21 protein-coding genes are annotated in these 21774 nt (G+C 51.8%); 12 read left to right on the top strand and 9 right to left on the bottom strand.

The genetic code is table 11. The features are described 5' to 3' along the window. Positions 1 to 126 precede the first annotated feature (126 nt). Positions 127 to 1764 carry an ABC transporter permease gene (locus tag NMQ00_RS14760; protein WP_255177277.1) on the top strand — a complete coding sequence of 546 codons (1638 nt, stop codon included), beginning with the start codon at positions 127 to 129 and terminating at the stop codon, positions 1762 to 1764. Then, on the top strand, positions 1764 to 2471 hold the full coding sequence (locus tag NMQ00_RS14755; protein WP_021068048.1) for an ABC transporter ATP-binding protein: 708 nt from the start codon (positions 1764 to 1766) through the stop codon (positions 2469 to 2471). Before NMQ00_RS14760 ends, NMQ00_RS14755 begins: the two co-directional genes overlap by 1 nt. 46 nt (positions 2472 to 2517) lie before the next feature. Here NMQ00_RS14755 and NMQ00_RS14750 read toward each other — a convergent pair whose 3' ends face one another. The 3 genes from NMQ00_RS14750 to NMQ00_RS14740 all read right to left on the bottom strand — a co-directional run bounded on the left by NMQ00_RS14750 (position 2518) and on the right by NMQ00_RS14740 (position 5639). Continuing rightward, positions 2518 to 3414, bottom strand: coding sequence for a class F sortase (locus NMQ00_RS14750; RefSeq protein WP_255177276.1), 897 nt, complete (start codon positions 3412 to 3414; stop codon positions 2518 to 2520). 20 nt (positions 3415 to 3434) lie between these two features. Continuing rightward, positions 3435 to 4775: a globin family protein gene (locus NMQ00_RS14745; RefSeq protein WP_255177275.1), complete on the bottom strand. Its 1341-nt coding sequence runs from the start codon at positions 4773 to 4775 to the stop codon at positions 3435 to 3437. Between the two features lie 84 nt (positions 4776 to 4859). After that, a complete protein-coding gene (locus NMQ00_RS14740; RefSeq protein ID WP_255177274.1) occupies positions 4860 to 5639 on the bottom strand; it encodes a helix-turn-helix domain-containing protein in 780 nt (259 codons plus the stop codon). A gap of 114 nt (positions 5640 to 5753) precedes the next feature. Here NMQ00_RS14740 and NMQ00_RS14735 point away from each other — a divergent pair, with 114 nt between their 5' ends. Both NMQ00_RS14735 and NMQ00_RS14730 read left to right on the top strand, forming a co-directional pair. Beyond that, on the top strand, positions 5754 to 7403 hold the full coding sequence (locus NMQ00_RS14735) for a glycoside hydrolase family 13 protein (protein ID WP_255177273.1): 1650 nt from the start codon (positions 5754 to 5756) through the stop codon (positions 7401 to 7403). A 101-nt stretch (positions 7404 to 7504) separates the two neighbouring features. Beyond that, the gene (locus NMQ00_RS14730) at positions 7505 to 8011 is read left to right on the top strand and encodes a flavodoxin domain-containing protein (protein ID WP_255177272.1); all 507 of its coding nucleotides are present in this window, start codon (positions 7505 to 7507) and stop codon (positions 8009 to 8011) included. On the opposite strand, the gene NMQ00_RS14725 is transcribed toward NMQ00_RS14730, so the two are convergent. Then, a complete protein-coding gene (locus tag NMQ00_RS14725; protein ID WP_255177271.1) occupies positions 7975 to 9573 on the bottom strand; it encodes a glycoside hydrolase family 55 protein in 1599 nt (532 codons plus the stop codon). The genes NMQ00_RS14730 and NMQ00_RS14725 overlap by 37 nt on opposite strands. A 267-nt stretch (positions 9574 to 9840) precedes the next feature. On the opposite strand from NMQ00_RS14725, the gene NMQ00_RS14720 reads away from it, so the two are divergent. The 4 genes from NMQ00_RS14720 to NMQ00_RS14705 all read left to right on the top strand — a co-directional run bounded on the left by NMQ00_RS14720 (position 9841) and on the right by NMQ00_RS14705 (position 11654). Then, positions 9841 to 10041 (top strand): cold-shock protein, encoded by a 201-nt coding sequence (locus NMQ00_RS14720; RefSeq protein ID WP_016507985.1) that lies wholly within the window; start codon positions 9841 to 9843, stop codon positions 10039 to 10041. Between the two features lie 126 nt (positions 10042 to 10167). Further along, positions 10168 to 10581: a pyridoxamine 5'-phosphate oxidase family protein gene (locus NMQ00_RS14715; RefSeq protein ID WP_255177270.1), complete on the top strand. Its 414-nt coding sequence runs from the start codon at positions 10168 to 10170 to the stop codon at positions 10579 to 10581. A gap of 190 nt (positions 10582 to 10771) precedes the next feature. Further along, complete coding sequence (locus NMQ00_RS14710; protein ID WP_255177269.1) at positions 10772 to 11275, top strand: DoxX family protein; 504 nt, start codon at positions 10772 to 10774, stop codon at positions 11273 to 11275. An 82-nt stretch (positions 11276 to 11357) separates the two neighbouring features. Further along, positions 11358 to 11654, top strand: coding sequence for a DUF3817 domain-containing protein (locus NMQ00_RS14705; RefSeq protein ID WP_255177268.1), 297 nt, complete (start codon positions 11358 to 11360; stop codon positions 11652 to 11654). 22 nt (positions 11655 to 11676) lie between these two features. Here NMQ00_RS14705 and NMQ00_RS14700 read toward each other — a convergent pair whose 3' ends face one another. Then, positions 11677 to 12930 carry an MFS transporter gene (locus NMQ00_RS14700; RefSeq protein ID WP_255177267.1) on the bottom strand — a complete coding sequence of 418 codons (1254 nt, stop codon included), beginning with the start codon at positions 12928 to 12930 and terminating at the stop codon, positions 11677 to 11679. Positions 12931 to 13040: 110 nt separating this feature from the next. Here NMQ00_RS14700 and NMQ00_RS14695 point away from each other — a divergent pair, with 110 nt between their 5' ends. After that, entirely contained in the window at positions 13041 to 14231 is a 1191-nt protein-coding gene (locus NMQ00_RS14695; protein ID WP_255177266.1) for a helix-turn-helix domain-containing protein, read from the top strand. Between the two features lie 4 nt (positions 14232 to 14235). Here the strand turns inward: NMQ00_RS14695 and NMQ00_RS14690 are convergent, their stop codons facing one another. Beyond that, positions 14236 to 15243, bottom strand: coding sequence for a S66 family peptidase (locus NMQ00_RS14690; protein WP_255177265.1), 1008 nt, complete (start codon positions 15241 to 15243; stop codon positions 14236 to 14238). Between the two features lie 63 nt (positions 15244 to 15306). Beyond that, the gene (locus tag NMQ00_RS14685) at positions 15307 to 15633 is read right to left on the bottom strand and encodes a winged helix-turn-helix transcriptional regulator (RefSeq protein ID WP_255177264.1); all 327 of its coding nucleotides are present in this window, start codon (positions 15631 to 15633) and stop codon (positions 15307 to 15309) included. A gap of 106 nt (positions 15634 to 15739) precedes the next feature. On the opposite strand from NMQ00_RS14685, the gene NMQ00_RS14680 reads away from it, so the two are divergent. After that, positions 15740 to 16540, top strand: a complete 801-nt coding sequence (locus NMQ00_RS14680) for a VOC family protein (RefSeq protein ID WP_255177263.1) — start codon at positions 15740 to 15742, stop codon at positions 16538 to 16540. 14 nt (positions 16541 to 16554) lie between these two features. Here the strand turns inward: NMQ00_RS14680 and NMQ00_RS14675 are convergent, their stop codons facing one another. Further along, a complete protein-coding gene (locus NMQ00_RS14675) occupies positions 16555 to 17547 on the bottom strand; it encodes a 5'-3' exonuclease (protein WP_034780689.1) in 993 nt (330 codons plus the stop codon). Positions 17548 to 17739: 192 nt separating this feature from the next. Beyond that, positions 17740 to 19050, bottom strand: a complete 1311-nt coding sequence (locus tag NMQ00_RS14670; RefSeq protein ID WP_255177262.1) for a hemolysin family protein — start codon at positions 19048 to 19050, stop codon at positions 17740 to 17742. A 203-nt stretch (positions 19051 to 19253) separates the two neighbouring features. On the opposite strand from NMQ00_RS14670, the gene NMQ00_RS14665 reads away from it, so the two are divergent. Continuing rightward, the gene (locus tag NMQ00_RS14665; RefSeq protein ID WP_255177261.1) at positions 19254 to 20051 is read left to right on the top strand and encodes a glucose 1-dehydrogenase; all 798 of its coding nucleotides are present in this window, start codon (positions 19254 to 19256) and stop codon (positions 20049 to 20051) included. Positions 20052 to 20327: 276 nt separating this feature from the next. Beyond that, positions 20328 to 21695 (top strand): IS1182 family transposase, encoded by a 1368-nt coding sequence (locus NMQ00_RS14660; RefSeq protein ID WP_214794160.1) that lies wholly within the window; start codon positions 20328 to 20330, stop codon positions 21693 to 21695. Positions 21696 to 21774 lie beyond the last annotated feature (79 nt).

Below are 21774 nucleotides of genomic sequence, written 5' to 3'. Positions count from 1 at the left end.
CGGCTTGAACGTGCGTTCAGGCCGAAGATTTTTGCGTTTCTCGACACGCTAGCGGTACAACGGGAGCGTCGAACCTGATATGATGGGACAGGAAGTGACTGAACGAAAGAACGGGAGTTGTACGACATGAACTGGTACGCGCTGAAACGACAACTGAATGGATGGGCCATCCTCAGCTTTATCGCGCTGGTGTTTATCGTCCTGCCAGGCGTCGTCGTCTTGGTCGAGCTGTTCGCACCGGTCAATGAGAACTGGCAACACATTCGCGAGTACTTGTTGCCGACTTACGTGCGCAATACACTGTTCATCATGCTCGCGACCGGCCTGTTGACGACTGTCATCGGGACGAGCCTGGCGTGGTTCGTCACCGTCTACGACTTCCCGTTCCGTCGGTTTTTCAAATGGGCGCTCATCTTACCGCTCGCCATTCCGCCTTATATCGGGGCGTACACGTATCACGGGATCTTGAACTATACGGGCGTCATCCAGACGACACTTCGGAACGAGTTCGGTATCACTGTCGACCAGACGTATTTCAACATTATGACGATTCAAGGGACGGTGTTCATCTTCACGCTGTTCTTGTATCCATACATTTATACGATCACGCGGGCCTTCCTGCACAACCAATCGTCCTCGATGATTGAGAACGCCCGCATCCTCGGCCGCGGCTCGTGGGATATCTTCTTCACCGTCGTCATCCCAATCTCGCGCGTTGCCATCATCGGCGGGGTCAGCCTCGTCTTGATGGAAGTGTTGAACGATTATGGCGTCGTCAAATACTTCGGGATTCAGACGTTCAGTACGGCCATCTTCAGTACGTGGTTCGGGATGAAAGATACGTCCTCGGCGCTGAAACTCGCCGGGACGCTCATGATTCTCGTCATCGCCATCTTGACGATGGAACGGCTCATCCGAGGTCGAAAACAGTTCAGCTATGCGACGACTAAAGTGAAGCCGCTCAAACCGAGACAACTGACCGGATGGCATCGTTACGCCGTGTTCGGCTATGTCGCCACAATCTTCGGGATTGCGTTTCTCATTCCGTTCGTTCAACTCGTCGCTTGGACGGTGTTGACGTTCGAACAAGTGTTCACGGCCGAGTTTTTCCGCCTCGTCTGGAACACGGTGAGCGTTGCCTTCATCGCGACCGTGATCATTCTCGTGTTTGCACTCATCATCGCGAACTACACGCGCTTGTTCCCCTCGAACATGACACGCGTCATCTCGAAAGTGACGACGCTCGGCTATTCGATCCCGGGAGCGGCCATCGCCATCGCCGTCATCACGTTGTTCTTGCTGCTTGACGAGTGGGTATTGAACGTAGCGCTCGCCTTGGACTTAGGGCAGACGTTCGTGTTCAGGACGACGCTCATCATGCTCATCTTCGCCTATGTCATCCGCTTCCTCGCCATCGGCTATAACTCGATCGAGAGCGGATTTGAGAAAGTCGGCAAGTCGTTCACGGAAGCGTCGCGCATGCTCGGGTGGGGGACAGTGCAGACGTTCTTCCGCGTCGATATCCCGATGATTAAAGGGGCGATCATGAGCGCGTTCATCCTCGTCTTTATCGATATTATGAAAGAATTGCCGCTGACGCTGTTTTTACAGCCATTCAATTTTTCGACGCTCGCCACACAGGCGTTCAAATATGTCAGTGACGAGAAGATACATGAGGCCGCGCTCGCCTCAATCGTCATCGTGCTCATGAGCGGACTGTTGATCTTTGTGTTCCACAAGGTGCTTGATAAGGAGGCCGACTAATGTTTGTTCAAATCAACGATTTACACTTCAGCTATAAAGGTGCGCAAGCCGAGACGATTAAAGGATTCTCAATCTCGATCACGAAAGGCGAAATCGTATCGCTTCTCGGCGATAGCGGTTCTGGAAAGAGTACGATTTTGCGCCTCATCGCGGGGCTTGAGATGCCGAATCAAGGCGTCGTCGTCGTCAACGACTGTGTCTGTTGCGACGATTGCCAGTTCATGCCGCCTGAACAGCGTGGTGTCGGGATGGTGTTCCAAGACTATGCGCTCTTCCCGCATATGACCGTTGAGAAGAACATCCGCTTCGGTCTGCATAAATTGAGCCGGAAAGAGCGGAACGAACGCGTCGAAGAGATGCTGACGCTCGTGAACTTGTCTGAGTTCCGTCATCGCTATCCGTACGAGCTCAGTGGCGGTCAGCAACAGCGTGTCGCGCTCGCGCGTGCGCTTGCTCCTAAACCGTCGCTCCTCATCTTGGATGAGCCGTTCAGCAACTTGGACACGTCGCTCCAACATCGCATTCGCGACGATTTACGCCGCCTCCTCAAACAGACGGGGACGACGACGATTTTCGTCACTCACGATGAAGAGGACGCGGAGGCGCTCGCCGACCGTATCGTCTATCTCGGAGAAGGCAAAATCAAAAAACAGATCATGACGGAGAACAATAAGACGTTCAACCCGCAGATTCCATGCTTTGTGTAAAACGTAAGAACCCGCAGACATAAATCGTCTGCGGGTTCTTTTGTGGTTACTTCGTCTGTTTAGAGGGACCCGATTCATTCCCGAGCTGATCGATGGCTGTCACGTAATAAGTTGCCTGTTCATTCGTGACCTCGATGCTTTTCCGGGCGTGCGACGGGATGCTCTCGATATGCGTTGCTTCACCGTCGACGACCTCATAGACGCGATAGCCGATGACGGCGTCGTCACGGACGGCGTGCCACGTCAATAAGTTCCCGCGGAGTTCGACGCTTGTCGGTGCGTCGAGTTCAACTTCGGTATTGATCTCGGTATCGACAAGCTCGGTGTAGACGACGAAACGCTCGTCATAACCGCCGTCACCGAACGTGCCGGAACACGTGATCAAATTCAAATGTCGGCTCGACGTGGCCCCGAAGATATCCTCGATTGGTGCGTTTTTCGTATCATAGCTCTCTGTTTTTGTGACACGAAACGTCAACGTATTGCCGTTCTCGTCGATAATTGTCACGTCATCGCCTGTCTTCAGTTGATCGAGCTCATAGAAGACGGCGGGGCCGGTCTTGCTGTCGACGTGTCCGGCGATGACGGCATTCCCTTTGCTGCCCGGCTTGACGCCCGGTTCGAACCAACCGACTTGGTTCTCGTCTTTCGGGACGCCCATCTGTCCGTTGTCGAGTACACCGACTTGTTCGATCGCGGTGTCGACATCAATGGTTGGGATTTGAAGTTGGACGGGTGTTGCGGCCTTGGCACTTTCCTCTTCCTCGGCTAACCGAAGCTTCTTCACCTCTTCCTGTAGAAGTGAGAATTCAGCCGATAAATCTGGGCTCTCCTCTATTTGTTTTTCTTCTACAGGTGGTGACGACGATTCTTGGGCGCTCGTCCACGTCCAGAAGCCAAAACAAAAGAGAGAGAGCGCCAGAAACAAATGGCGCTTGTTCATGGGGCTCCCTCCTTATTGAATTATTGTTCAGACACTTTACGGTTGCGAAGCGTTACGAAGGCGAGCAAGATTCCGCCAAGTACAGCAAGGCCAGCGTAGAGCGTGTTCATTGATTGTTCTTGGGCACCACCGAGACCTGTTTCAGGCATCTCTTCAGGCATTGTTGTTTCAGCGAACTTGTCAGGCATTTGTGTCACGATCGCGTTACCGAGTGTCTCACCAACACCGAACATGAACGCGTATCCTTCACGGAATGACATCCAAGCAGCATCCGCATCACCAGCTACATACTGATCGAACGTTTGAAGCACGAGTGCCTCATGTTGTTTGATGGCTTCTTGACCAGCTTCTTGTGGCAAGTTACCTTCTGTCGCTGCGTCGAGGAATGTGCTGAAATCGACAGCGAACTGGTCGAGCTTCATGCGTGCTTCTTCAATTTTAGCTTCGTCGCCTTCGAGTGTAGCAGCAACGATGTCACCTTGTGCTGTGATGTGGTTCCCGTTCCATACTTTTTCGAATTGGGCCGCACCTTCGTCACCGTAGACTGAACCGATGGCTGCTTTGAAATCGAGTGTGTTCTGATCTTCAGCCCAGCTCACGTAGTCGAAGTCTTCTGCTTGATCGTAGCCTTTTTGCATGCCAATCGCTGCAAGTGCGAAGTGTTCACCAGCAAGGCTGTTCAATGTCGAACGAAGCTCGACGGCCGGTGTGTCAGCAGCAGTTTCAAACTTGTCAGGCATCTGTGTGACGATTGCGCCTGAGAGGGCTTTACTGATGTCGAACATGAGCTTGTACCCTTCACGGTACGTCATGTATGCCGACTCATAGTCACCTGCGACATAGTTGTCGAATACTGAGAGAACTTGATCTTCGTGAAGTTCAAGTACGTCAGCGGCTGCGTCTTTTGGTAAGTTACCTTCTGTTGCTGCATCAAGGAATGTTGAGAACTCTTCGACGAATTCATCGACTTCGGCTTCCGCGTCAGCGCGAAGCTCTTTGTCTTCTGATTTAGCCGCTTCGACGAAGTCGGCTGAGTAGTCGTTGTGACCAGCGAAGATGTCTTCGAACTGGGCTGCGCCTTCCTCACCATAGATTGACGCGATGGCCGGTGTCATGTCGAGTGCGTTTTGATCGAGTGCCTTCATCGCGACTTCGGCGTCTGGTGCTCCGTCATAAGCTTTCATCATCGATGTGACGGCTAAGACGTAATGCTCAGACAGTAATTGGTCGAGCGTGGCTCGTAAGTCACCTGCTGGTGTGCTTGCTGTCGGCGCGTGATCCGCTGCCTGTGCATTCAATGGTACGAGTAAGCCGAGTGCGAGTGCCGGTGCTACAATCTTGTTCATTGTTTTCTTCTTCATGAGTAATCGCTCCTTTTTTTTTGAGTGGTTGTCGTTGTTTACACCCATCTAACGGAGCGGTTCAAAAAATGGATCACTGTTTTTTTATTTTTTTTCGTTTTTTTGTTGAAGGGTGCGATAAACCCCCGGTGCGACGCCATATTTCCGTTTAAAAATTCGATGAAAATATGGATAGGAGCGGAATCCGGACAGCTCGGCGATCCGTTCGAGAGAGTGTTGTGTATACTGCATCTGTTCTTCGGCGAGCTGGAGTCGAATCGATTGGGCATAGGCGACAATCGTCATACCGGTCACTTCTTTGAACAAGTGGACGGTCCGCGATACACTAAGCCCGACCGCGTCGGCGACGTCCGCCACTTTGAAGTCGCTCGTGACGTTTCCTTCTATATAACGCATCATGCGTGACACGACAGGTGGTCGCACGTTTGCGTGCACTTCTTGGACTGAACGGTCGAGCATGAGGAGCAAGGCTTCTATCAATGTCTCAATCAAATCCGTACTCTGTTCGGTCGTCGGTCGGCGCGCCTCTTCGGTGATATGTTGCCAGAGTGACAGCAGGCGAGGGTCGATCGAGATCGACGTGATGCGGGAACGGTCGGCCACCGCCCACCATGCATCGAGGGTCGGACCGTCACAGAAGAGATGATAATCCCCGCTCGCCGGGGTGTCGACATGCAGTTCGTACTCATCACCAGGTTTGACGAGTAACAAATCGCCAGGCCGTACCGTAAACGTCTTCCCGTTGACGACGATTCGTGCCGTGCCTTCTGTCTGCAAACGAATCAAATACGTCTCTAATCGATTAGGGAAAGGAAAAGTATAGGCCGTCGTATGATACGAATAGCCACAAAAGCCGATTTCCACCGAATCATCCTTTCTTAATAGCAAAATCGTGCATATATTCATCATATCATGGATAGAAATCAAGGCGACGAGCGGGTACGATGAAATCGACAGAACGTATGAGGAGGATGAAACATGAAACAATGGTGGAAAGAAGCGGTCGTCTATCAAATTTATCCGCGCAGTTTTAATGACTCGAACGGTGACGGGATTGGGGACATCCCTGGAATCACCGAGAAGATGTCGTATTTGGCGGAACTCGGGATCGATGTCATCTGGCTATCGCCGGTGTACGATTCACCGAACGATGACAACGGTTATGACATTCGCGATTACCGGGCCATCATGGATGAGTTCGGGACGATGGACGATTTCGATGGGATGCTCGAAGAAGCGCATCGTCACGGCATCAAAATCATGATGGACCTCGTCGTCAACCATTCGTCGGACGAGCACCAATGGTTCATGGAGTCGCGCTCCTCAAAAGACAGCCCGTATCGGGACTACTACATTTGGAAAAAAGGCGAGAACGGTCAACCGCCGACGAACTGGGGCGCTTTCTTCGGAGGGAGTGCGTGGCAATACGATGAGGCGAGCGACGAATACTACTTGCATCTGTTCAGCAAAAAGCAACCAGACTTGAACTGGGAGTCAGAGACGTTGCGCCGTGAAGTGTACGATTTGATGACGTACTGGCTCGATAAAGGGGTCGACGGTTTCCGGATGGACGTCATCAACATGATCTCGAAAGACCCGAGCTACCCAGACGGCGAGACGCGGGGGACGGGTTACGGGGACGGTACACCATTCTTCTTCAACGGGCCGCGCATCCATGAGTTCATGCAGGAGATGAATCGTGAGGTCTTGTCGAAATACGATACGATCACGGTCGGTGAGATGCCGGGCGTCAGCGTCGACGAGGCGAAGCTTTATACGGGAGAAGACCGTGACGAGTTGAACATGGTGTTTCATTTCGAACACGTCGACGTCGGCAACGGCAGTTTCGGCAAATGGAACCCGACGGACTGGAAGTTGACGGAATTGAAGACGATCTTCTCGCGTTGGCAAGAAGGTCTCGAGGAAGATGGCTGGAACAGTCTCTATTGGAGCAACCATGACCAACCGCGGGCCATCTCACGGTTCGGGAACGACTCGGACGAATACCGTGTCGTCTCCGGCAAGATGCTCGCGACGCTTCTCCACATGTTGAAAGGGACGCCGTACATCTATCAAGGTGAAGAGTTCGGGATGACGAACGTGGCGTTCGACTCAATCGATGAATACCGTGACATCGAGACGCTCAACGCTTACCGGGATTACACGACGAATGGACTGTTGACGCATGATGAGATTTTCCGCGGCATTCACGCACGTGGGCGCGACAACTCACGGACACCGGTCCAGTGGTCGGCCGAAGCGCAAGGCGGATTCACGTCCGGAACGCCTTGGATCGGGGTCAACCCGAACTATGTGACCGTAAACGCGGAAGCGGCCCGGCTTGATCAGGACTCGCTCTTCCATTACTATCGCCAATTGATTCAGCTCCGAAAACAAAATCCGATCGTTGTCTACGGAAAGTATGAGCTGTTACTCCCGGACGATGAAGTGGTGTACGCCTTCACACGTACGTTCGAAGGGGAGACGTGGCTCGTGCTCTGTAACTTCTCAGCTGAGACGGTGACTCGTGCTCTTCCATATGACGTGACAGAACGCGTCATCGGAAACATGGAACCAATCGAACCGTTCACGCTTCGTCCGTATGAAGCGCAAGTGTATAAAGTGTGACGAAAAAACTCGCCTCGTGGCGAGTTTTTTTCGGGTCGTTAGTAATTGTAGAAGCTTTCGGGAATAGAGATAGTAGAGTCTGACCGAAAGGGGGAAACGCGATGAATACGTTAATTGCTTATTCGACCCGCTACGGAACGAGTGAGAAAGTCGCCCATCTGTTGGCCGAACGGCTTCCGGGAGACGTCCACATCCAAAACGTGGTCGAACAACCGGATGTCGAGTGGGGGACGGTTGACCATGTGATCGTCGGCAGTTCGATTCGAATGGGGAAAATTCAAGACGAGATGACGGCTTGGCTCCACATGAACGAAGTACACCTGCTCAAACGACCGCTCGGCCTCTATCTATGTGCCGGTACGCCGACCGCGGCCGAACGGCAACGCGAACTTGAAGACGCATATCGAGAAGTGTTACGGGCACACGCCTATTTCGTCGAAGTCGTCGGCAACGGCTATGATTTTGAACGGATGGGCTTTCTCGATAAAGCCATCGTTCGTATGATGGCGAAACAGACGGTGAGTTCACTCAATTTAGATGAGGCGATGCTCGATGAACTTGTCGAGTCGGCTCAAGCGTCATTACGTACGCGATCGGAAAACCCATAAGCGAATAAGTCATGGGCCTGAATCGGGCTACTCGTGGAGATGAGCGCATCTCCACTTTTTTGTTCGCCTTCGATACGCTGGAGTGTAATATTCGTCAACTGGCCACCGATTTTCAAAGTGACCGGGGCCGAGTTACGGCAAATGACGTCTTCAATCGTGACGTGATCGGTCCGATTATCCCCGCCGAACAGTTCAATATCAGCCCGACCCGAAGTAAACCCGCTCGCCGCAATCCGTTTCAAGCGGACGTTCCGAGATTTGTATTGAATGGCGAGCGCCGGGTTTCCGCGATAGTCATATTCAGGATTGCCAATCGCCGTGAACCCGTGAATGAACACGTCTTGATACGCCGATACGACCAGGCTACGCGCAGAAGACTTCTTATATAGCTTCGATCGGACCGGCTCCACCGATACAAGATTTGTCCCTGAAAGGAAGCGTGCTGTCTTCGATTGCGGGTCATCCGCCAAGTGATGGCTGATGTGCCGGAAGTTGAACGAGCGGTTGTCGTGATACGAGAAGTGTCCAAATATATGGACGTCGTGAGCGGCTGAAGACGTCCCGTGCGCTTTTACTTCGATGCCGCCAAAACAACCCTCACTCATATTGTTGACGAGCGTAACGTGGCGTGACCCGTCATCGACCTCAATCCCGTTCGAGTTTGAGAACCCGTGCGCGTGCGTCCGTCCGTGTGGATGATGACAGTAACAGTTCGTGATATAGAGGGCATCGCTATGATGGGTCGTGATACCGTCGTCGCCGTAATTCGTCGCCTCGCAGTGGTCGAGCCACACGTACCGGCTCCCTTTCTTGGCACGAAGTCCGTCCCCTAAGTAATGATAGTGCGGGGCAGTGATATCGAACCCGTGCAACCCAGCATTTTTCGCCGTGACGTGGTGAATCCAGCCGAATGTGACGTGCGCGAACGTCAACGCGCTTGAAGCCGTATCGCCGCTCGAGGTTCGATCGACGTCGCCGAGGCGTTCCACGTTCCAGTCGAGCGTCAAATGGGCGACCTCGATATGATGGTTACCGGCGAACGGGTTCGCGTTTCGAAGCAACCGTCGATGTTTCGGGGCTCGGTCCGAAAGCTTGATCATCGTTTCCTGCTGTCCAGCTCCTTCGAGCACACAGTTCGAGGGGATGCGGATGCCGCGGACGACATACACGCCGGCCGGTACGTGGACATGACGGTTCGACCTGAGAGCGAGCCGGAAAGCGAGCGTGCAATCCGTCTGACCATCCCCGACGGCCCCATAATCGGTGACGTCGATGTGATGGTGCGCCCGTTGTCTCAAGTTCAAGTGCTCAGCATCGAGGCGGCGCATCCAGACCGGGCGGACGATTCCGTCTACCATCTCAAGCGGCAAGGAACTTGTCACCGGGACGATGCGTTCGGTCATCGGTAAGTGAGAGAGATAGATTTTTGCTTGATCGGGATAGGTGGTGCGTCGAGTCGACGCATGCCAGTCGAGCGATTCCGTCAATAGCTCATCGGACGCCCAGTTCGAATGATAGGCGATGGTGGCGGCGATGTTCGAGCGGTCAATATGTGCGGTCATATGGTTCATCCTCCTAGCGTTCACTACATTTGGATGTACCCGTTTTAGAAGTATTTTTAGCAAACCGAAGTATTTAGTAGACAGAAGCATTTATCCATGGTATATTCTATATGTGCTTAATTAAGAATAGCTGGAAACATAATTCACAAAACGCTTTGGATTATTTTTCGTTTAAGATAATCCTACAGGTTTGTGATTTTTTATTGGTCAGTTTTTTCTAGTAAGGCACTACTAGAACGCACAGCGTTTATTTCAGGAGGGTTCATTATGAACACAGGTAAAGTAAAATGGTTTAACTCAGAAAAAGGTTACGGCTTCATCGAAATGGAAGGCGGAGACGACGTATTCGTACACTTCTCAGCAATCCAAGGCGACGGCTTCAAGACACTTGAAGAAGGCCAAGCAGTAACTTTCGAAATCACTGACGGAGCTCGTGGACCACAAGCTTCTAACGTTGAAAAAATCTAATCTTCCTTTCTAAGGAATTTTATAACCTGCTCGCTTCGGCGAGCAGGTTTTTTGTTGTCCGCGTGTTTAATCACTTGTCCCAGGGGAAAGAATATACGAGTGACTACCACAAGGAGGTTTTTCAGAATGGATGCAATGCAAACGGCAAGACAGATTTTAGATCATAGTAACGTGGGGACGATGGCGACGGTCTATAAAGGCAAGCCGCACAGTCGTTATATGACATTTTTCCATGATGATTTGACGCTCTACACGGCAACGTCGAAAGATACGGATAAAGTCGATGAACTGAAAAACAATCCGTATACGCATATTCTCATTGGTTATGACGGCGATGGCGTCGGGGATACGTATCTTGAAATCTTGGGGGAAACGACAGTATCCGATGATGAATCGATGAAAGAAAAAGTATGGAACGAGAAACTTGAAGGCTGGTTCGACGGCCCAGATGATCCGAAACTCGTCATCTTAAAAATCGCGCCGCAATCGATGCGCGTTATGAATAAAAAAGGTCAACCACCTCAAGAAGTGAATCTATAAATCAACAAGGACGTCCTTCGTGGACGTCTTTTATAATTGACCAATTTCCAAAAAGTGACTGACCTGTGACGTACATATGAACGAAACGTGAACTCTCGTCCTAACCTATGTGAAAAGATGAACATGGATGGTATATTGTGAATGTAATCACATATAAGTCATCATTCACTCATTCAAAGGAGGAATTATCATGTTCACAAAATTTTGGCAAAACCACAACATTGCCACCGGTATTTTGACAGTCCTTCGTCTCTGGCTCGGCTATCACTGGCTCACAGCAGGTTGGGGCAAGATCACAGGCGGATTCGAATCAGGTGGATATCTTCAAAATGCAGCATCCCTCGCCACGGGCGACCACCCAGCTGTAGCTGGTTGGTGGGCAGCATTCCTTGAAAACTTCGCCATCCCGAACGCGGCCTTATTTGATGTGTTGATTCCATACGGGGAGTTTCTAGTCGGTCTCGGCCTCTTGGTTGGTGCCCTCACACGCAGCGCTGCCTTCTTCGGTCTCGTTATGAACATGGCGTTCTTGCTCTCAGGAACGGTCAGCACGAACCCGACGATGTTAATCGTCTCGGTCCTCATTCTCGTCGCTGGATACAATGCTGGTAAACTCGGTGTCGATGGATTGTTCCTTCGCAAGTTCGTTGAAACGAAAGTTATGCATCGTTCACCAAATCGTCAAATAGCGTAACGACTTTATGACGTTCTCCTGTGACAAACCTCACCTCTTTCGGCTACGATGAACGTAGCATCGATTGAAAAGGAGAACGAATATGAACGCGACACGTTTTAAATGGCTCGGATACACAGAAGGAGTGTCTTTCTTACTCTTGTTGCTCATCGCGATGCCGCTCAAGTACTTGGCGGGTATGCCGCTTGCCGTCAGCATCGTCGGCGCGGCCCACGGTTTCTTGTTCGTCGCTTATGTGGCGGCAGCCGTCTATATGGCATGGCGTTTCAACTGGGGCTTAAAAGTGTTGGTCCTCGCGGTTATGGCATCCGTTATCCCGTTCGGACCGTTCTTGTTAGAGAAACGAGTCCTCCCATCTACAGAAAAGACATCGAACTGAACCGTTCGATGTCTTTTTGCGTTCACGCACTTTCTGCTTGCGCTGACACAGCGGCTTTTTCGGCAGTTATGTCGTGACGGATCCAATACATCGCGAACAACGTGATAGTGAGCAGACAGAGCATGCAAATCGTATAGAGTGAAGCGACCGGCATCCATTCGCTCAATAGGCCAAACACGATGAATCCGAACGGTGTGATGCCCATGGCGAGGGATTCGAGAACACCGATGACGCGACCGAGATAACTTGGTTCCGTGTTCGTCTGTAAATAGAGCTGAATGGGGATATTGACGCGGATGATGAAGAATCCGCTTAATAAGGCGAAAGCCGCGAAGAAGACGATGGCCGGCGTGACCGAGAAATCGAAATAGAGTGGAACGGCCGGTGCGATAAAGAGACAACTCACGACGATAAGCGCGCTACGTGTCGTCGCCAGACGATATTTGATTTGAAAGATTGGTAATGCATGAACGAGCGAGGCAATCAAAAAGCCGACCGCGAACATGCTTTCTAAAAAGCCGAACTGGAGCGGACTGACGCCGATGTCTTGTAGGGCGGCAATCGGGAATAGTACTTCTGCGGCAACGAAGAAGAAGTTGAGCAAGGCGGCCAAGAGGGTCAACGTCCAAAGTACGCGCTGGCGTTTCAAGTAGCGGAAGCCAGACCGGACCTCGGACCAAGTCGATTGCTCGCTGGGGACATGGTCGTACGTTTTAAAGTGGAGACGAGAGGCGACAAGGGCGGCGATTATCAATAAGAGAGACGAGCTGAAGAGAAACGCTGATACCGGAAGTAACGTAAACAGTGCCCCGGCGAGCAGCGGCGTGCCGATGCTTGAGATGGAGATGGTACTTTGAATGAGGGAATTGGCGCGTTGGAGTCCGTCTTCGTCGAACAAGAATGGAATCGAACTCGATAATGTGACGGATAAGAAAGTCGAGACGACAGAGAGCAGACATGTGATAATCAAGAAAGCAGGAACGCCGAACGTCCAGACGAGACTCGCGATGCCGGCAGCTAAAAATAATAAGGCGTTCACGGACTCCATCGTAATGATCACGCGCTTGCGATCCAGTTTGTCGGCAAACGCCCCAGCAAACGGAGATAATAAGACACGTGGCACTGTGCCGGCAAGCAAGACGAGTGCGAACTGTAGTCCCGAACCGGACGTCGTCAGAACCGTCAGTCCCGCGACGAACGTGAAGAGACTGGATGCAAACAACGACATGAATTTTCCGAGCAATAATACATACAAGTTTGATGAAGTGGTCGTCATATCGATTCTCCTTTACAGTTAAGTTCAATCTGATTTAACTTTATAGTAAACGATGACACTCGATTTGTATACAATAAGTTCAATTAAATTTAACTTTTAAGAGGTGCTCTATGATTGGACAACGGATTAAAGCGTTACGCAAAGAAAAAAAACTGACGCAAAGCCAGCTCGCTGAAGGCATCATCACGAAATCGATGCTCAGTATGATTGAGAACGGCAAAGCAGAGACGTCGATGCGCAGCCTTCGTGAAATCGCGAAACGACTCGACGTGTCGGTGCAGTCATTGCTCGTCGATCCTCGCGAGGAGGACTTACAGAAAATCGTCGAGGAGATTGAATATACGCAAGGAGGTCTCCACTCATGGGAAGACGAGGCCGTTCAGAAGGCGCTCCTCCCTTACGTGGACGTTGAGATGAACTCGGTATGGCAAGGGAAGGCGTACACGTTACTCGCGGACAGTGTATTTTATAGTGGGAATCAACAACAACTGTTGGAGTGGTATGATCGGGCAATCGCGGTGTTTGAGCGGCTCGAGGAGAAAGAAGAATTGATTATGGCCCGCATCAGCCAAGCGTTTTATCTGCTCATGTGGAATCGGTTTGATGAGGCGATTGAACGGATCGATACGATTGAATTGATTGATTCGAGAAGCATGAAGACGAAGACCCGCGTCGAATTCAGCATGTTGATGGTGTTCCGAAATATGTTGTATGACGACGATTTACCGGGCGCGATTCGTCGTCTCGAGGACACGCTCGATTATATGAAACGAACGAAAATGTATTATCGGGTCGACGATGTGTATCGAACGATTGCGATTTGTGCCCTCTATTTAAAAGATGAAGCGGCGATTGTCGATGCGCTGCAAAAAGCGAAACAATACACGAATTTCACGGACGACGTGACGATGAAAATACGCTTGGCGATGACGGAAGCGCTCTATGCGATTGAATATCGGAAGACGGAGCTGCTCCATCAACAGATTGTGGTCATGAATCAACTACTAGACGGAAATGCAGAATTCATCGCGGCGTTCGAGATGAGTAAAGGTGTCTATTTCGCCTTGACCGGTGAGACAGAGGCAGCCCGGAAATCGTTTTTGAAACTGTTGGAGCACCATGAGCAATGGGCGAAGCATGGGTTTGTCGATCAAGCGATTTATTTCGAAGGGTTATTAATTGGAACGAGTCACGGGTGTGGGGATGAATGGGTCCCGTTGATTGAACGAGAAGTGGGTCTGTTCCCGGAAGGACGTTTCCGCAGCCATCTGATGTCGCTCATCAAAAAAATCAAGGGCTGACGCGTCAGCCCTTGAACGTTTGAATGAGTGTCCCTTTGCCGTCCTCGACTTGAATCGAGGCGTGGGCACCGTTGACGAGTGTCATTTGCGGCGGGACGTGCCCGCAGTCGATATCGTAAATGACAGGTACGTCGAGCAATTCTTGCAGTTCCGCATACACGTCTTCTGCCGTGTAGCCTTGGACGGGCTGTTGGGCCGCACTGCGCCCGAACAGAATGCCAGACGTATGATCAAACCAACCGGCCCACTTCATTTGAAGCAGGGTCCGTTTGAGTGCCGTAACATCGAGCTCGGCGTTCTCGAAATACCAAAGAATCGGCTCCCCGTCCAAATGGGTCTGTTGGAACGTAGCGACATCTCCATACGGTGTGCCGATCGTATGCAACAAGACATCGATACAGCCGCCAAGCAGTCGTCCGGTCGCCTCTGTCCCGCCGAGTGATTTCCACTCCGTCGGTTCGGTCAAATGATAGACGTGCGGGCTTGGGTTCTCATGCTGCCACTCTTTTTGGAACTGTTCCGAGGCGAGCTGGATGACCGTCTCGCCTTCTTTTGCTGATACGACATCGAGCCAACGCGAGCTCGTCGCGTCCCATTCTTCGCCGCGCAGGTCGACGAGGTTCGTCCCGTGAGCCGAGGCGATGCCGGTCTTGAGCGTATACACGAATAGGAATAAGCTGACGTCCGAATAGCCGAGCACCCATTTCGGTGGGAGCGTGTCCCACTCGATAGCGTCTAGCAACTCAATCAAGAGGACGCCGCCCCATGGCGGGATAATCAAATCGATGGCGTCGTCGTGGAACAACCGCGTCAATTCATCGGCCCTGACTTTTGCGGGTGCCGATTTTGCTCTGTCTTGCGTCCAAACCGATGGCTCGAATTGGAGCGTAAACCCGTGGCGGCTGAACGTCGCCTCGGCCTCATGGAGCAGTCCATGTAATTCAGCGGGAACGCCAGACGAAGGGGCCGTCACACCGAAGTGATGTCCGGTCAATTGTGGATAACGAATCATGTGAGCCTCCTGTGGATAAGTGATAGATGGGAATGCGGAAACGGGTTATCCACATGTGGACAATTATTTTTGACGCATCCGTTCTGCGTGTTGGATGCCCCAAGCGTTCATCGTCTCGAGCACCGGAATCAACGTCTTCCCATACTCGCTCAAGCGATAGTCCACACGAGGCGGAACCTCGGGATAGACGGTGCGGATGATGATGTCTTGCTCCTCTAAATCGCGAAGCTGTGCCGTCAAAATCTTTTGACTGATATTTGGGAGCGAGCGTTTCAATTCGCTGAACCGTAACGTGTCTTCATTGATAAGCGCGAGTAAAATCGACGGTTTCCATTTCCCCGTGATCAACTCGAGCGCGGTATCGACTTCGCAACTTGAAATCAATGGCATCAGTCTCACTCCTCTCTACAGTATCCTTGAGGTAACTATACCACCTTTTTGTGCCGTCTTCTGTCGATTCTACTTAGCGGGTATACTGAGAAAGAGGTGATCAAGGATGAACTTAACAAACATTAAACTCGGCGCCGTCACATTGCGCGTCAACGATTTAGAAACGATGAAAACATATTATGAGCGCGTCATCGGAATGGATGTACTCGAGACGTCAGAACATCGCGTCACACTCGGAACGAACGAAATGCCGCTCGTCATCTTACATGAAGTGAGCGGCGTGCGTCCCAATCCACGAACAGCCGGCTTGTTTCATCTGGCCATCTTATTGCCGGACCGTGTCGAACTCGGACGGATTCTTCGTCATTTGATTGAACAACGGATTGAAGTCGGCCAAGGGGATCATTTGGTCAGCGAGGCGTTCTATTTGAGCGACCCGGAAGGCAACGGAATCGAGCTCTACGCCGACCGTCCCCGTGAGCAGTGGGAGTATGAAGCGAACGGTCATGTGAAGATGTCGACGGACCCGGTGGAATACGAATCGATGCTCGAGGCGGCGGCCGACCGTCCGTTCACGGGTCTACCGAACGGGACGACGATGGGGCATGTCCACTTCAAAGTACGTTCCCTAGAAGCGGCAAAATTATTCTATCAAAATCGTCTCGGTTTCACGGTGACGACCGATTCGTATCCGGGCGCCTTATTTTTAGCGGCCGACGGATATCATCACCACATCGGGACGAACGTCTGGGCCCGGCCAAGCGAGCCGATGGGACAAGAGGCAGGTCTGGAGGCGTGGACCCTCTTAGTCGACGCGACGACGAATCGTGAACTCGGCGGGACAACATCGGAATGGTCGCTCACCGACGAAGATGGGATTACGGTCAATATAAAAAGCGTGGACTAATTGTCCGCGCTTTTTTAGCGTGCTGAAATTTTCTTTTGACTTGAATCAAACGAGAGGCGAATGCCGCGTTTTTGATACGCTTGTTCGACACGTTTTGAATTAATACTGAGCTCAAGATGAGCCAGTTTCAAATGTTCAAGTTCTGGCACCGTCACATCGAGACGGACGAGCTCCATGTTGCGCTCGGCCTTTTTACGTGTGCGTCTCAAGTTACGGGGCACTTCTTCTGACGTCAGTGCCGCGATCGTTTCATTGATCAGTTGTCGTTTGTCGCCTTTGACGCTTAGCGCCGTATAAAGCTTATCGAGCGAACCGAAGCGTTTGATCAGCTGGACCGATTGACTTTCATCTAATCCGGCCACAGGTGGAATCCCGTCTGAACGGTCTCCTGTCAATGCTTTGACTGCTGAGAGCTGTTTTGGCTTCAATCCTTCGTACAATGCCGCAATCTCCTCAGGACGAATCTCGAGATGTCGCTTGAGCGGGAGCGGGCGATTGTCTTTGATGTCGCAACGAGCCTGCATTTGTTGCAGCTCCTGCGTCTGAAGCCAGACAGTGATACGTGGGCTCACGAGCTGAAGCAAGTCTTTATCCTTCGTCATGATGACGACAGGAGCGCTGCAGCTGAACTTCCGAGCGATATGAGCGATCAAATCTTCTCCTTCATAGCCTTCGACTTGATATTGCGGGATTCCGCTATCTTCAAGCAATTGGCGCATGAGTTCCATTTGCGCTTTCAACTCGGGTGGTGTCTGGCGGCGACGGCGTTTATAGCCTGGGTAAAGCTCGCGGCGCCATAATGTTTCACGTGAGACGTCCCACACGACGACAAAATGAGTCGGACGATGTCTGCGTAGAATCGTCCGGATGAGGCCGGTCATACCGATGACGGCACTCCGATCGTTTTTAGATACCTCGCGTCCTTTTTTCGTTCGGCTCGCGGCGGCACCATAGTAGGCACTGGCCAGCATGGAGTTTCCGTCAATTAAAAATAGTTTACGTTCCATGCGTAACCTTCTTTCTGCAGTTGTTGGACCGAACATTGATGAACTGTTCGGTGATGTTGTGTCAATGAGTGACACGCACTCAAATAAGCAACATATGTGCAGTATATCACGACAAGGCTTGAAAATATAGCGACAGTTCGAGCGGCCGACGAAAAGCCCTCCCCGAAAAATCGGGGAGGGCGGTCCAATCGGTTAGTCGAGTTCAGGTTGAATCTCGTCTTTATGAGCCAAAATCAAGTCGACAAAAACGATGCGGTGATTGTCGATTTCACGGACAATCAATTCATGTTCGCCCGGCAAGACGAAGCGTTCGCCAGTCCGTGCATTCGCTTTTTGCGATAAGACGAAACCGCCAATCGTATCGACGTCATCCTCAATCTCGATGCCGAACCGTTCTTCGATTTCTTGCGTCAAGACGAGACCGGACAGGCGGTAATGCCCAGGTGTGACTTCCGTGATTTCGGCCTGTTCGTCACGGTCGAACTCATCGCGAATCTCCCCGACGATTTCCTCGAGGATGTCTTCAATCGTGAGAAGTCCTGCCGTACCACCGTACTCGTCGATGACAAGACACATCATCGTCCGCGCGTTCTGCATTTTCACCATCGCCTCTTGGAGCGGAGTGAACTCCGTCACGAGCGGGAGTTGATGGATGAACGATTCGAACGGGGCATCGCTCTTGACGAGTTGGGCGGTGAATAACTGCTTGGCATTAATAAAGCCAAGCACATCATCGCGGTCACCGTCACGTGTGACTGGGTAGCGTGTATATTGGTGTTCTTGGACGGTAGCGATAATCGTCTCAATCGAGTCTTCTTCGTCAATGGTCACCATGTTCATCCGTGGGACCATCGCATCTTTGGCGACACGTTCGTCGAAAGAGAAGATATTTTGTACGTAGGCGAGCTCATTTTCGTTGATTTCCCCACTGCGGAAGCTCTCGGTCATGATGATTTTGAGTTCTTCTTCCGAGTGCGCCGTCTCTTGTGCGGTCGTCTGTACGCCGAACAAGCGGAGTGTCAGCCGGGCCGTCCCGTTCAGCACGTGGATGAACGGATACAATAACTTCGTGAAGAAATAGAGCGGTCGGGCGACGAGCAGTGTCAAGCGCTCGGCTTCATGCACGGCAAGTGTCTTCGGGACAAGTTCCCCGATGACGACGTGCAGGAAGGCAATCAGTAAAAAGGCGATCAAAAAGGACAAGACGGTCGCGAGCGACGACGATACGTTCAAACGGTCGACAAGCGGTTGAATCATCCCTTCGATTTGATCCGCGCCAATCCAACCGAGACCGAGAGCGGCGAGCGTGATGCCGAACTGTGAAGCCGACAGCGAGTCGTCAAGGTTTTCAATCACCTTTTTGGCAACAGAGGCCCGTTTGCTTCCCTCGAGCACGAGTTGGTCAAGCCGGGCGCCGCGCACTTTGACAATCGAGAATTCAGCCGCCACGAAAAAGGCGGTCATGAAAATGAGCAGGGCGACGATCAATAAGCTGAATAACATGGGACTGTCCAAAAATTCCCCCAAAAATCGGGGAGTCACCTCCATTAGAGTAAGTTTTATGTCGTTCAGGAAAATCCCTGAAAACGAATAGTTTGTTTCAGTATAGTAGATTTGCCACAAATATTCAAAAAACAGCCTAAAAGGTTTCACGAAGAGGGGAATGAGGGAACTACAAATCGAGAAGAGACGAAGGAGGAATTGATATGGCTAACTATCCAGAACTGAAAGGAAAAGTCGCGGTTATCACCGGGAGTTCGAAAGGACTCGGTCGAGCGATTGCCGAACGTTACGCAAAAGAAGGGGTCCATGTCGTCCTGAACTATCGCAGCAGTGAAGACGAGATGAAGAAAGTCATTCAAGGAATCGAAGAGGCTGGCGGCAAGGCAGTCGCGGTCAAAGGTGACGTGGCGGAAGAAGGACTCGCCGAAAAGATGATTGAAACGGCCGTGTCTGAATTTGGAAAGATGGACATCTTCGTCAACAACGCCGGCGTACAAGTCGAAGCGAAAACGCATGAGATGGAACTCGACAACTGGAAGAAAATCATCGACACGAACTTGACCGGAACGTTCCTTGGTGTACGTGCTGCCCTCAAATACTTTGTCGAACATGAAATCAAAGGGAACATCATCAACATGTCATCGGTGCATGAAGTGATTCCGCGTCCTGGCTATACGCATTATGCAGCGAGCAAGGGCGGCGTCAAGATGTTCACGAAGTCGGTCGCGCTCGAGTACGCACCGAACAAGATTCGCGTCAACGGCATCGCACCGGGTGCGATTGATACTCCAATCAATGAAGAGACGATGCAAGACCCAGAAGAGAAAAAAGGACTCGAGGCGCTCATCCCAACACATGAAATCGGGCGCCCTGAACAGATTGCGGCGGTGGCTGCATGGCTTGCTTCTGACGAGTCGTCGTACGTCACAGGCGCGACGATTTTCGCGGATGGCGGTCTATCGCTTTACCCGGCTTTCGGTCCTGAAAATAAAGTGCAATGACGAAAGGGAGGATTCGCTTTACGCGAATCCTCCCTTCAGACTGTAGACAAAACATTGTCTGCAGTCTTTTTTATTTGCCCGACCGGGCACAGCTCGCTTTTCTGGGGGCAAGCAGGGAGCCGCATCGCGACTTTGTCGCTGCTGGGTCTCCCTTTGCTTGCTAATCCCCTGGAAGTCTCGCGTGCCCGCAGTCGGCCCACGCATCAATCCCTCTTTTCGTAACGTCGTCGCTTTTTTATAATGGGAGATATAGAAACAGTTATGGAGGCGAATCGGATGATCAGGAAATCAACAGAATCGGAAACCAATCGGACACAACTGGAAATGGTCACGCTCGACGAGCTTGTGCCAGCGGACCATCTGGTCCGAAAAATCGAGGCGGTGATCGACTTTGAGTTCATCTATCCGCTCGTGGAGGACTTATATTCTGAGGACCGTGGCCGGCCAAGCGTCGACCCTGTCGTCCTGATCAAGATGGCCTTCCTTCAGTACCTGTTCGGTATCCGATCCATGCGACAGACGATTCGTGAGATCGAGACGAACGTCGCATACCGTTGGTTTCTCGGGTTCGGGTTCACGGACAAGGTGCCACATTTCTCGACGTTCGGGAAGAACTATGTGCGTCGGTTCCAGTACACGAGCTTGTTCGACGACATCTTCTATCATATCCTTGAACAGGCTGCTGACGCAGGGTTCATCGATCGTGCCGTCCTATTCGTCGACTCGACACACGTCAAAGCGAACGCAAACAAGCGGAAGCTCGTCAAGAAGACCGTCCGGCAAGAGGTGAAGCACTATCAAGAACAACTCGATGCCGAGGTCGAGCGAGACCGCGAAGAAAGTGGAAAGAAGCCCTTAGGGCCAAAAAAGAATCAGGCGGAGGAGACGAAGGAAATCAAGGTCAGCACGACAGACCCTGAGAGTGGATATTACGTGAAGGGTGAGCGTGAGAAGCAGTTCGCTTACTCGGTCCATGCGGCGAGCGACGCCCATGGGTTCGTGCTCGGTGCTATCGTCACACCGGGTAACGTGCACGATAGTGTAGCGTTCCCCGATCTGCTCGACAAGGTCTCCGACCGCCTGATTCAACCGTTCGCCGTCGCCGCCGACTCCGCCTATAAAAATCCGGCCATTGCCAAGCTGCTGATTGACCGTGGGATCCTGCCGGTCTTCCCATACACCCGCCCGAAGGGTAAGAAGGGCGCCTTCAAGACCAAGGATTTCATCTACGACGAGCACCATGACGTCTACATCTGCCCAAACAACGAGTTATTAACGTACAGCACGACGATGCGCGAGGGGAAACGCAAGTACGTCTCGAATCCTGCGGTTTGTGTGAACTGCCCGCTGCTCGAGCAGTGCACGAAGAGCCAGAAGCACCAGCGGATCATCGAGCGGCACCTCTGGCAACCCTATATGGACGAGGTCGAAGACCTCCGCCACACGGAATTGAACCGCAACATCTATGACCGTCGTAAACAGACGGTCGAGCGCGTGTTCGCGGACGCAAAAGAGAAGCATGGCATGCGTTGGACCCGTTATCGGGGACTTGAAAAAGTTTCAATGCAGGCGATGCTTACTTTTGCTGCCCTCAATCTTAAGAAGATGGCGGGCTGGGCATGGAAGAACGCCCAGCCCGCCTGAAAAGGGGCTCGGGCAGAGCGCCTCAAGGCCCGAAAACGACAAAGTCACGTTTCAGTTCGCCTGAAACGTGACTTTGTCT

This window comes from Exiguobacterium aurantiacum (assembly GCF_024362205.1).
GTDB lineage: Bacteria > Bacillota > Bacilli > Exiguobacteriales > Exiguobacteriaceae > Exiguobacterium > Exiguobacterium aurantiacum_B.
This window is presented reverse-complemented; position numbering and strand designations above follow the sequence as displayed.

Excerpts from the sequence above, each read along its gene's own strand:
- NMQ00_RS14755 (WP_021068048.1), top strand. The coding sequence starts at position 1,764 with ATGTTTGTTCAAATCAACGATTTACACTTCAGCTATAAAGGTGCGCAA.
- NMQ00_RS14725 (WP_255177271.1), bottom strand. The coding sequence starts at position 9,573 with ATGACCGCACATATTGACCGCTCGAACATCGCCGCCACCATCGCCTAT.
- NMQ00_RS14730 (WP_255177272.1), top strand. The coding sequence starts at position 7,505 with ATGAATACGTTAATTGCTTATTCGACCCGCTACGGAACGAGTGAGAAA.
- NMQ00_RS14670 (WP_255177262.1), bottom strand. The coding sequence starts at position 19,050 with ATGTTATTCAGCTTATTGATCGTCGCCCTGCTCATTTTCATGACCGCC.
- NMQ00_RS14690 (WP_255177265.1), bottom strand. The coding sequence starts at position 15,243 with ATGATTCGTTATCCACAATTGACCGGACATCACTTCGGTGTGACGGCC.
- NMQ00_RS14685 (WP_255177264.1), bottom strand. The coding sequence starts at position 15,633 with ATGCCATTGATTTCAAGTTGCGAAGTCGATACCGCGCTCGAGTTGATC.
- NMQ00_RS14750 (WP_255177276.1), bottom strand. The coding sequence starts at position 3,414 with ATGAACAAGCGCCATTTGTTTCTGGCGCTCTCTCTCTTTTGTTTTGGC.
- NMQ00_RS14680 (WP_255177263.1), top strand. The coding sequence starts at position 15,740 with ATGAACTTAACAAACATTAAACTCGGCGCCGTCACATTGCGCGTCAAC.
- NMQ00_RS14700 (WP_255177267.1), bottom strand. The coding sequence starts at position 12,930 with ATGACGACCACTTCATCAAACTTGTATGTATTATTGCTCGGAAAATTC.
- NMQ00_RS14660 (WP_214794160.1), top strand. The coding sequence starts at position 20,328 with ATGATCAGGAAATCAACAGAATCGGAAACCAATCGGACACAACTGGAA.
- NMQ00_RS14715 (WP_255177270.1), top strand. The coding sequence starts at position 10,168 with ATGGATGCAATGCAAACGGCAAGACAGATTTTAGATCATAGTAACGTG.
- NMQ00_RS14710 (WP_255177269.1), top strand. The coding sequence starts at position 10,772 with ATGTTCACAAAATTTTGGCAAAACCACAACATTGCCACCGGTATTTTG.
- NMQ00_RS14675 (WP_034780689.1), bottom strand. The coding sequence starts at position 17,547 with ATGGAACGTAAACTATTTTTAATTGACGGAAACTCCATGCTGGCCAGT.
- NMQ00_RS14735 (WP_255177273.1), top strand. The coding sequence starts at position 5,754 with ATGAAACAATGGTGGAAAGAAGCGGTCGTCTATCAAATTTATCCGCGC.
- NMQ00_RS14745 (WP_255177275.1), bottom strand. The coding sequence starts at position 4,775 with ATGAAGAAGAAAACAATGAACAAGATTGTAGCACCGGCACTCGCACTC.
- NMQ00_RS14665 (WP_255177261.1), top strand. The coding sequence starts at position 19,254 with ATGGCTAACTATCCAGAACTGAAAGGAAAAGTCGCGGTTATCACCGGG.
- NMQ00_RS14760 (WP_255177277.1), top strand. The coding sequence starts at position 127 with ATGAACTGGTACGCGCTGAAACGACAACTGAATGGATGGGCCATCCTC.
- NMQ00_RS14720 (WP_016507985.1), top strand. The coding sequence starts at position 9,841 with ATGAACACAGGTAAAGTAAAATGGTTTAACTCAGAAAAAGGTTACGGC.
- NMQ00_RS14695 (WP_255177266.1), top strand. The coding sequence starts at position 13,041 with ATGATTGGACAACGGATTAAAGCGTTACGCAAAGAAAAAAAACTGACG.
- NMQ00_RS14705 (WP_255177268.1), top strand. The coding sequence starts at position 11,358 with ATGAACGCGACACGTTTTAAATGGCTCGGATACACAGAAGGAGTGTCT.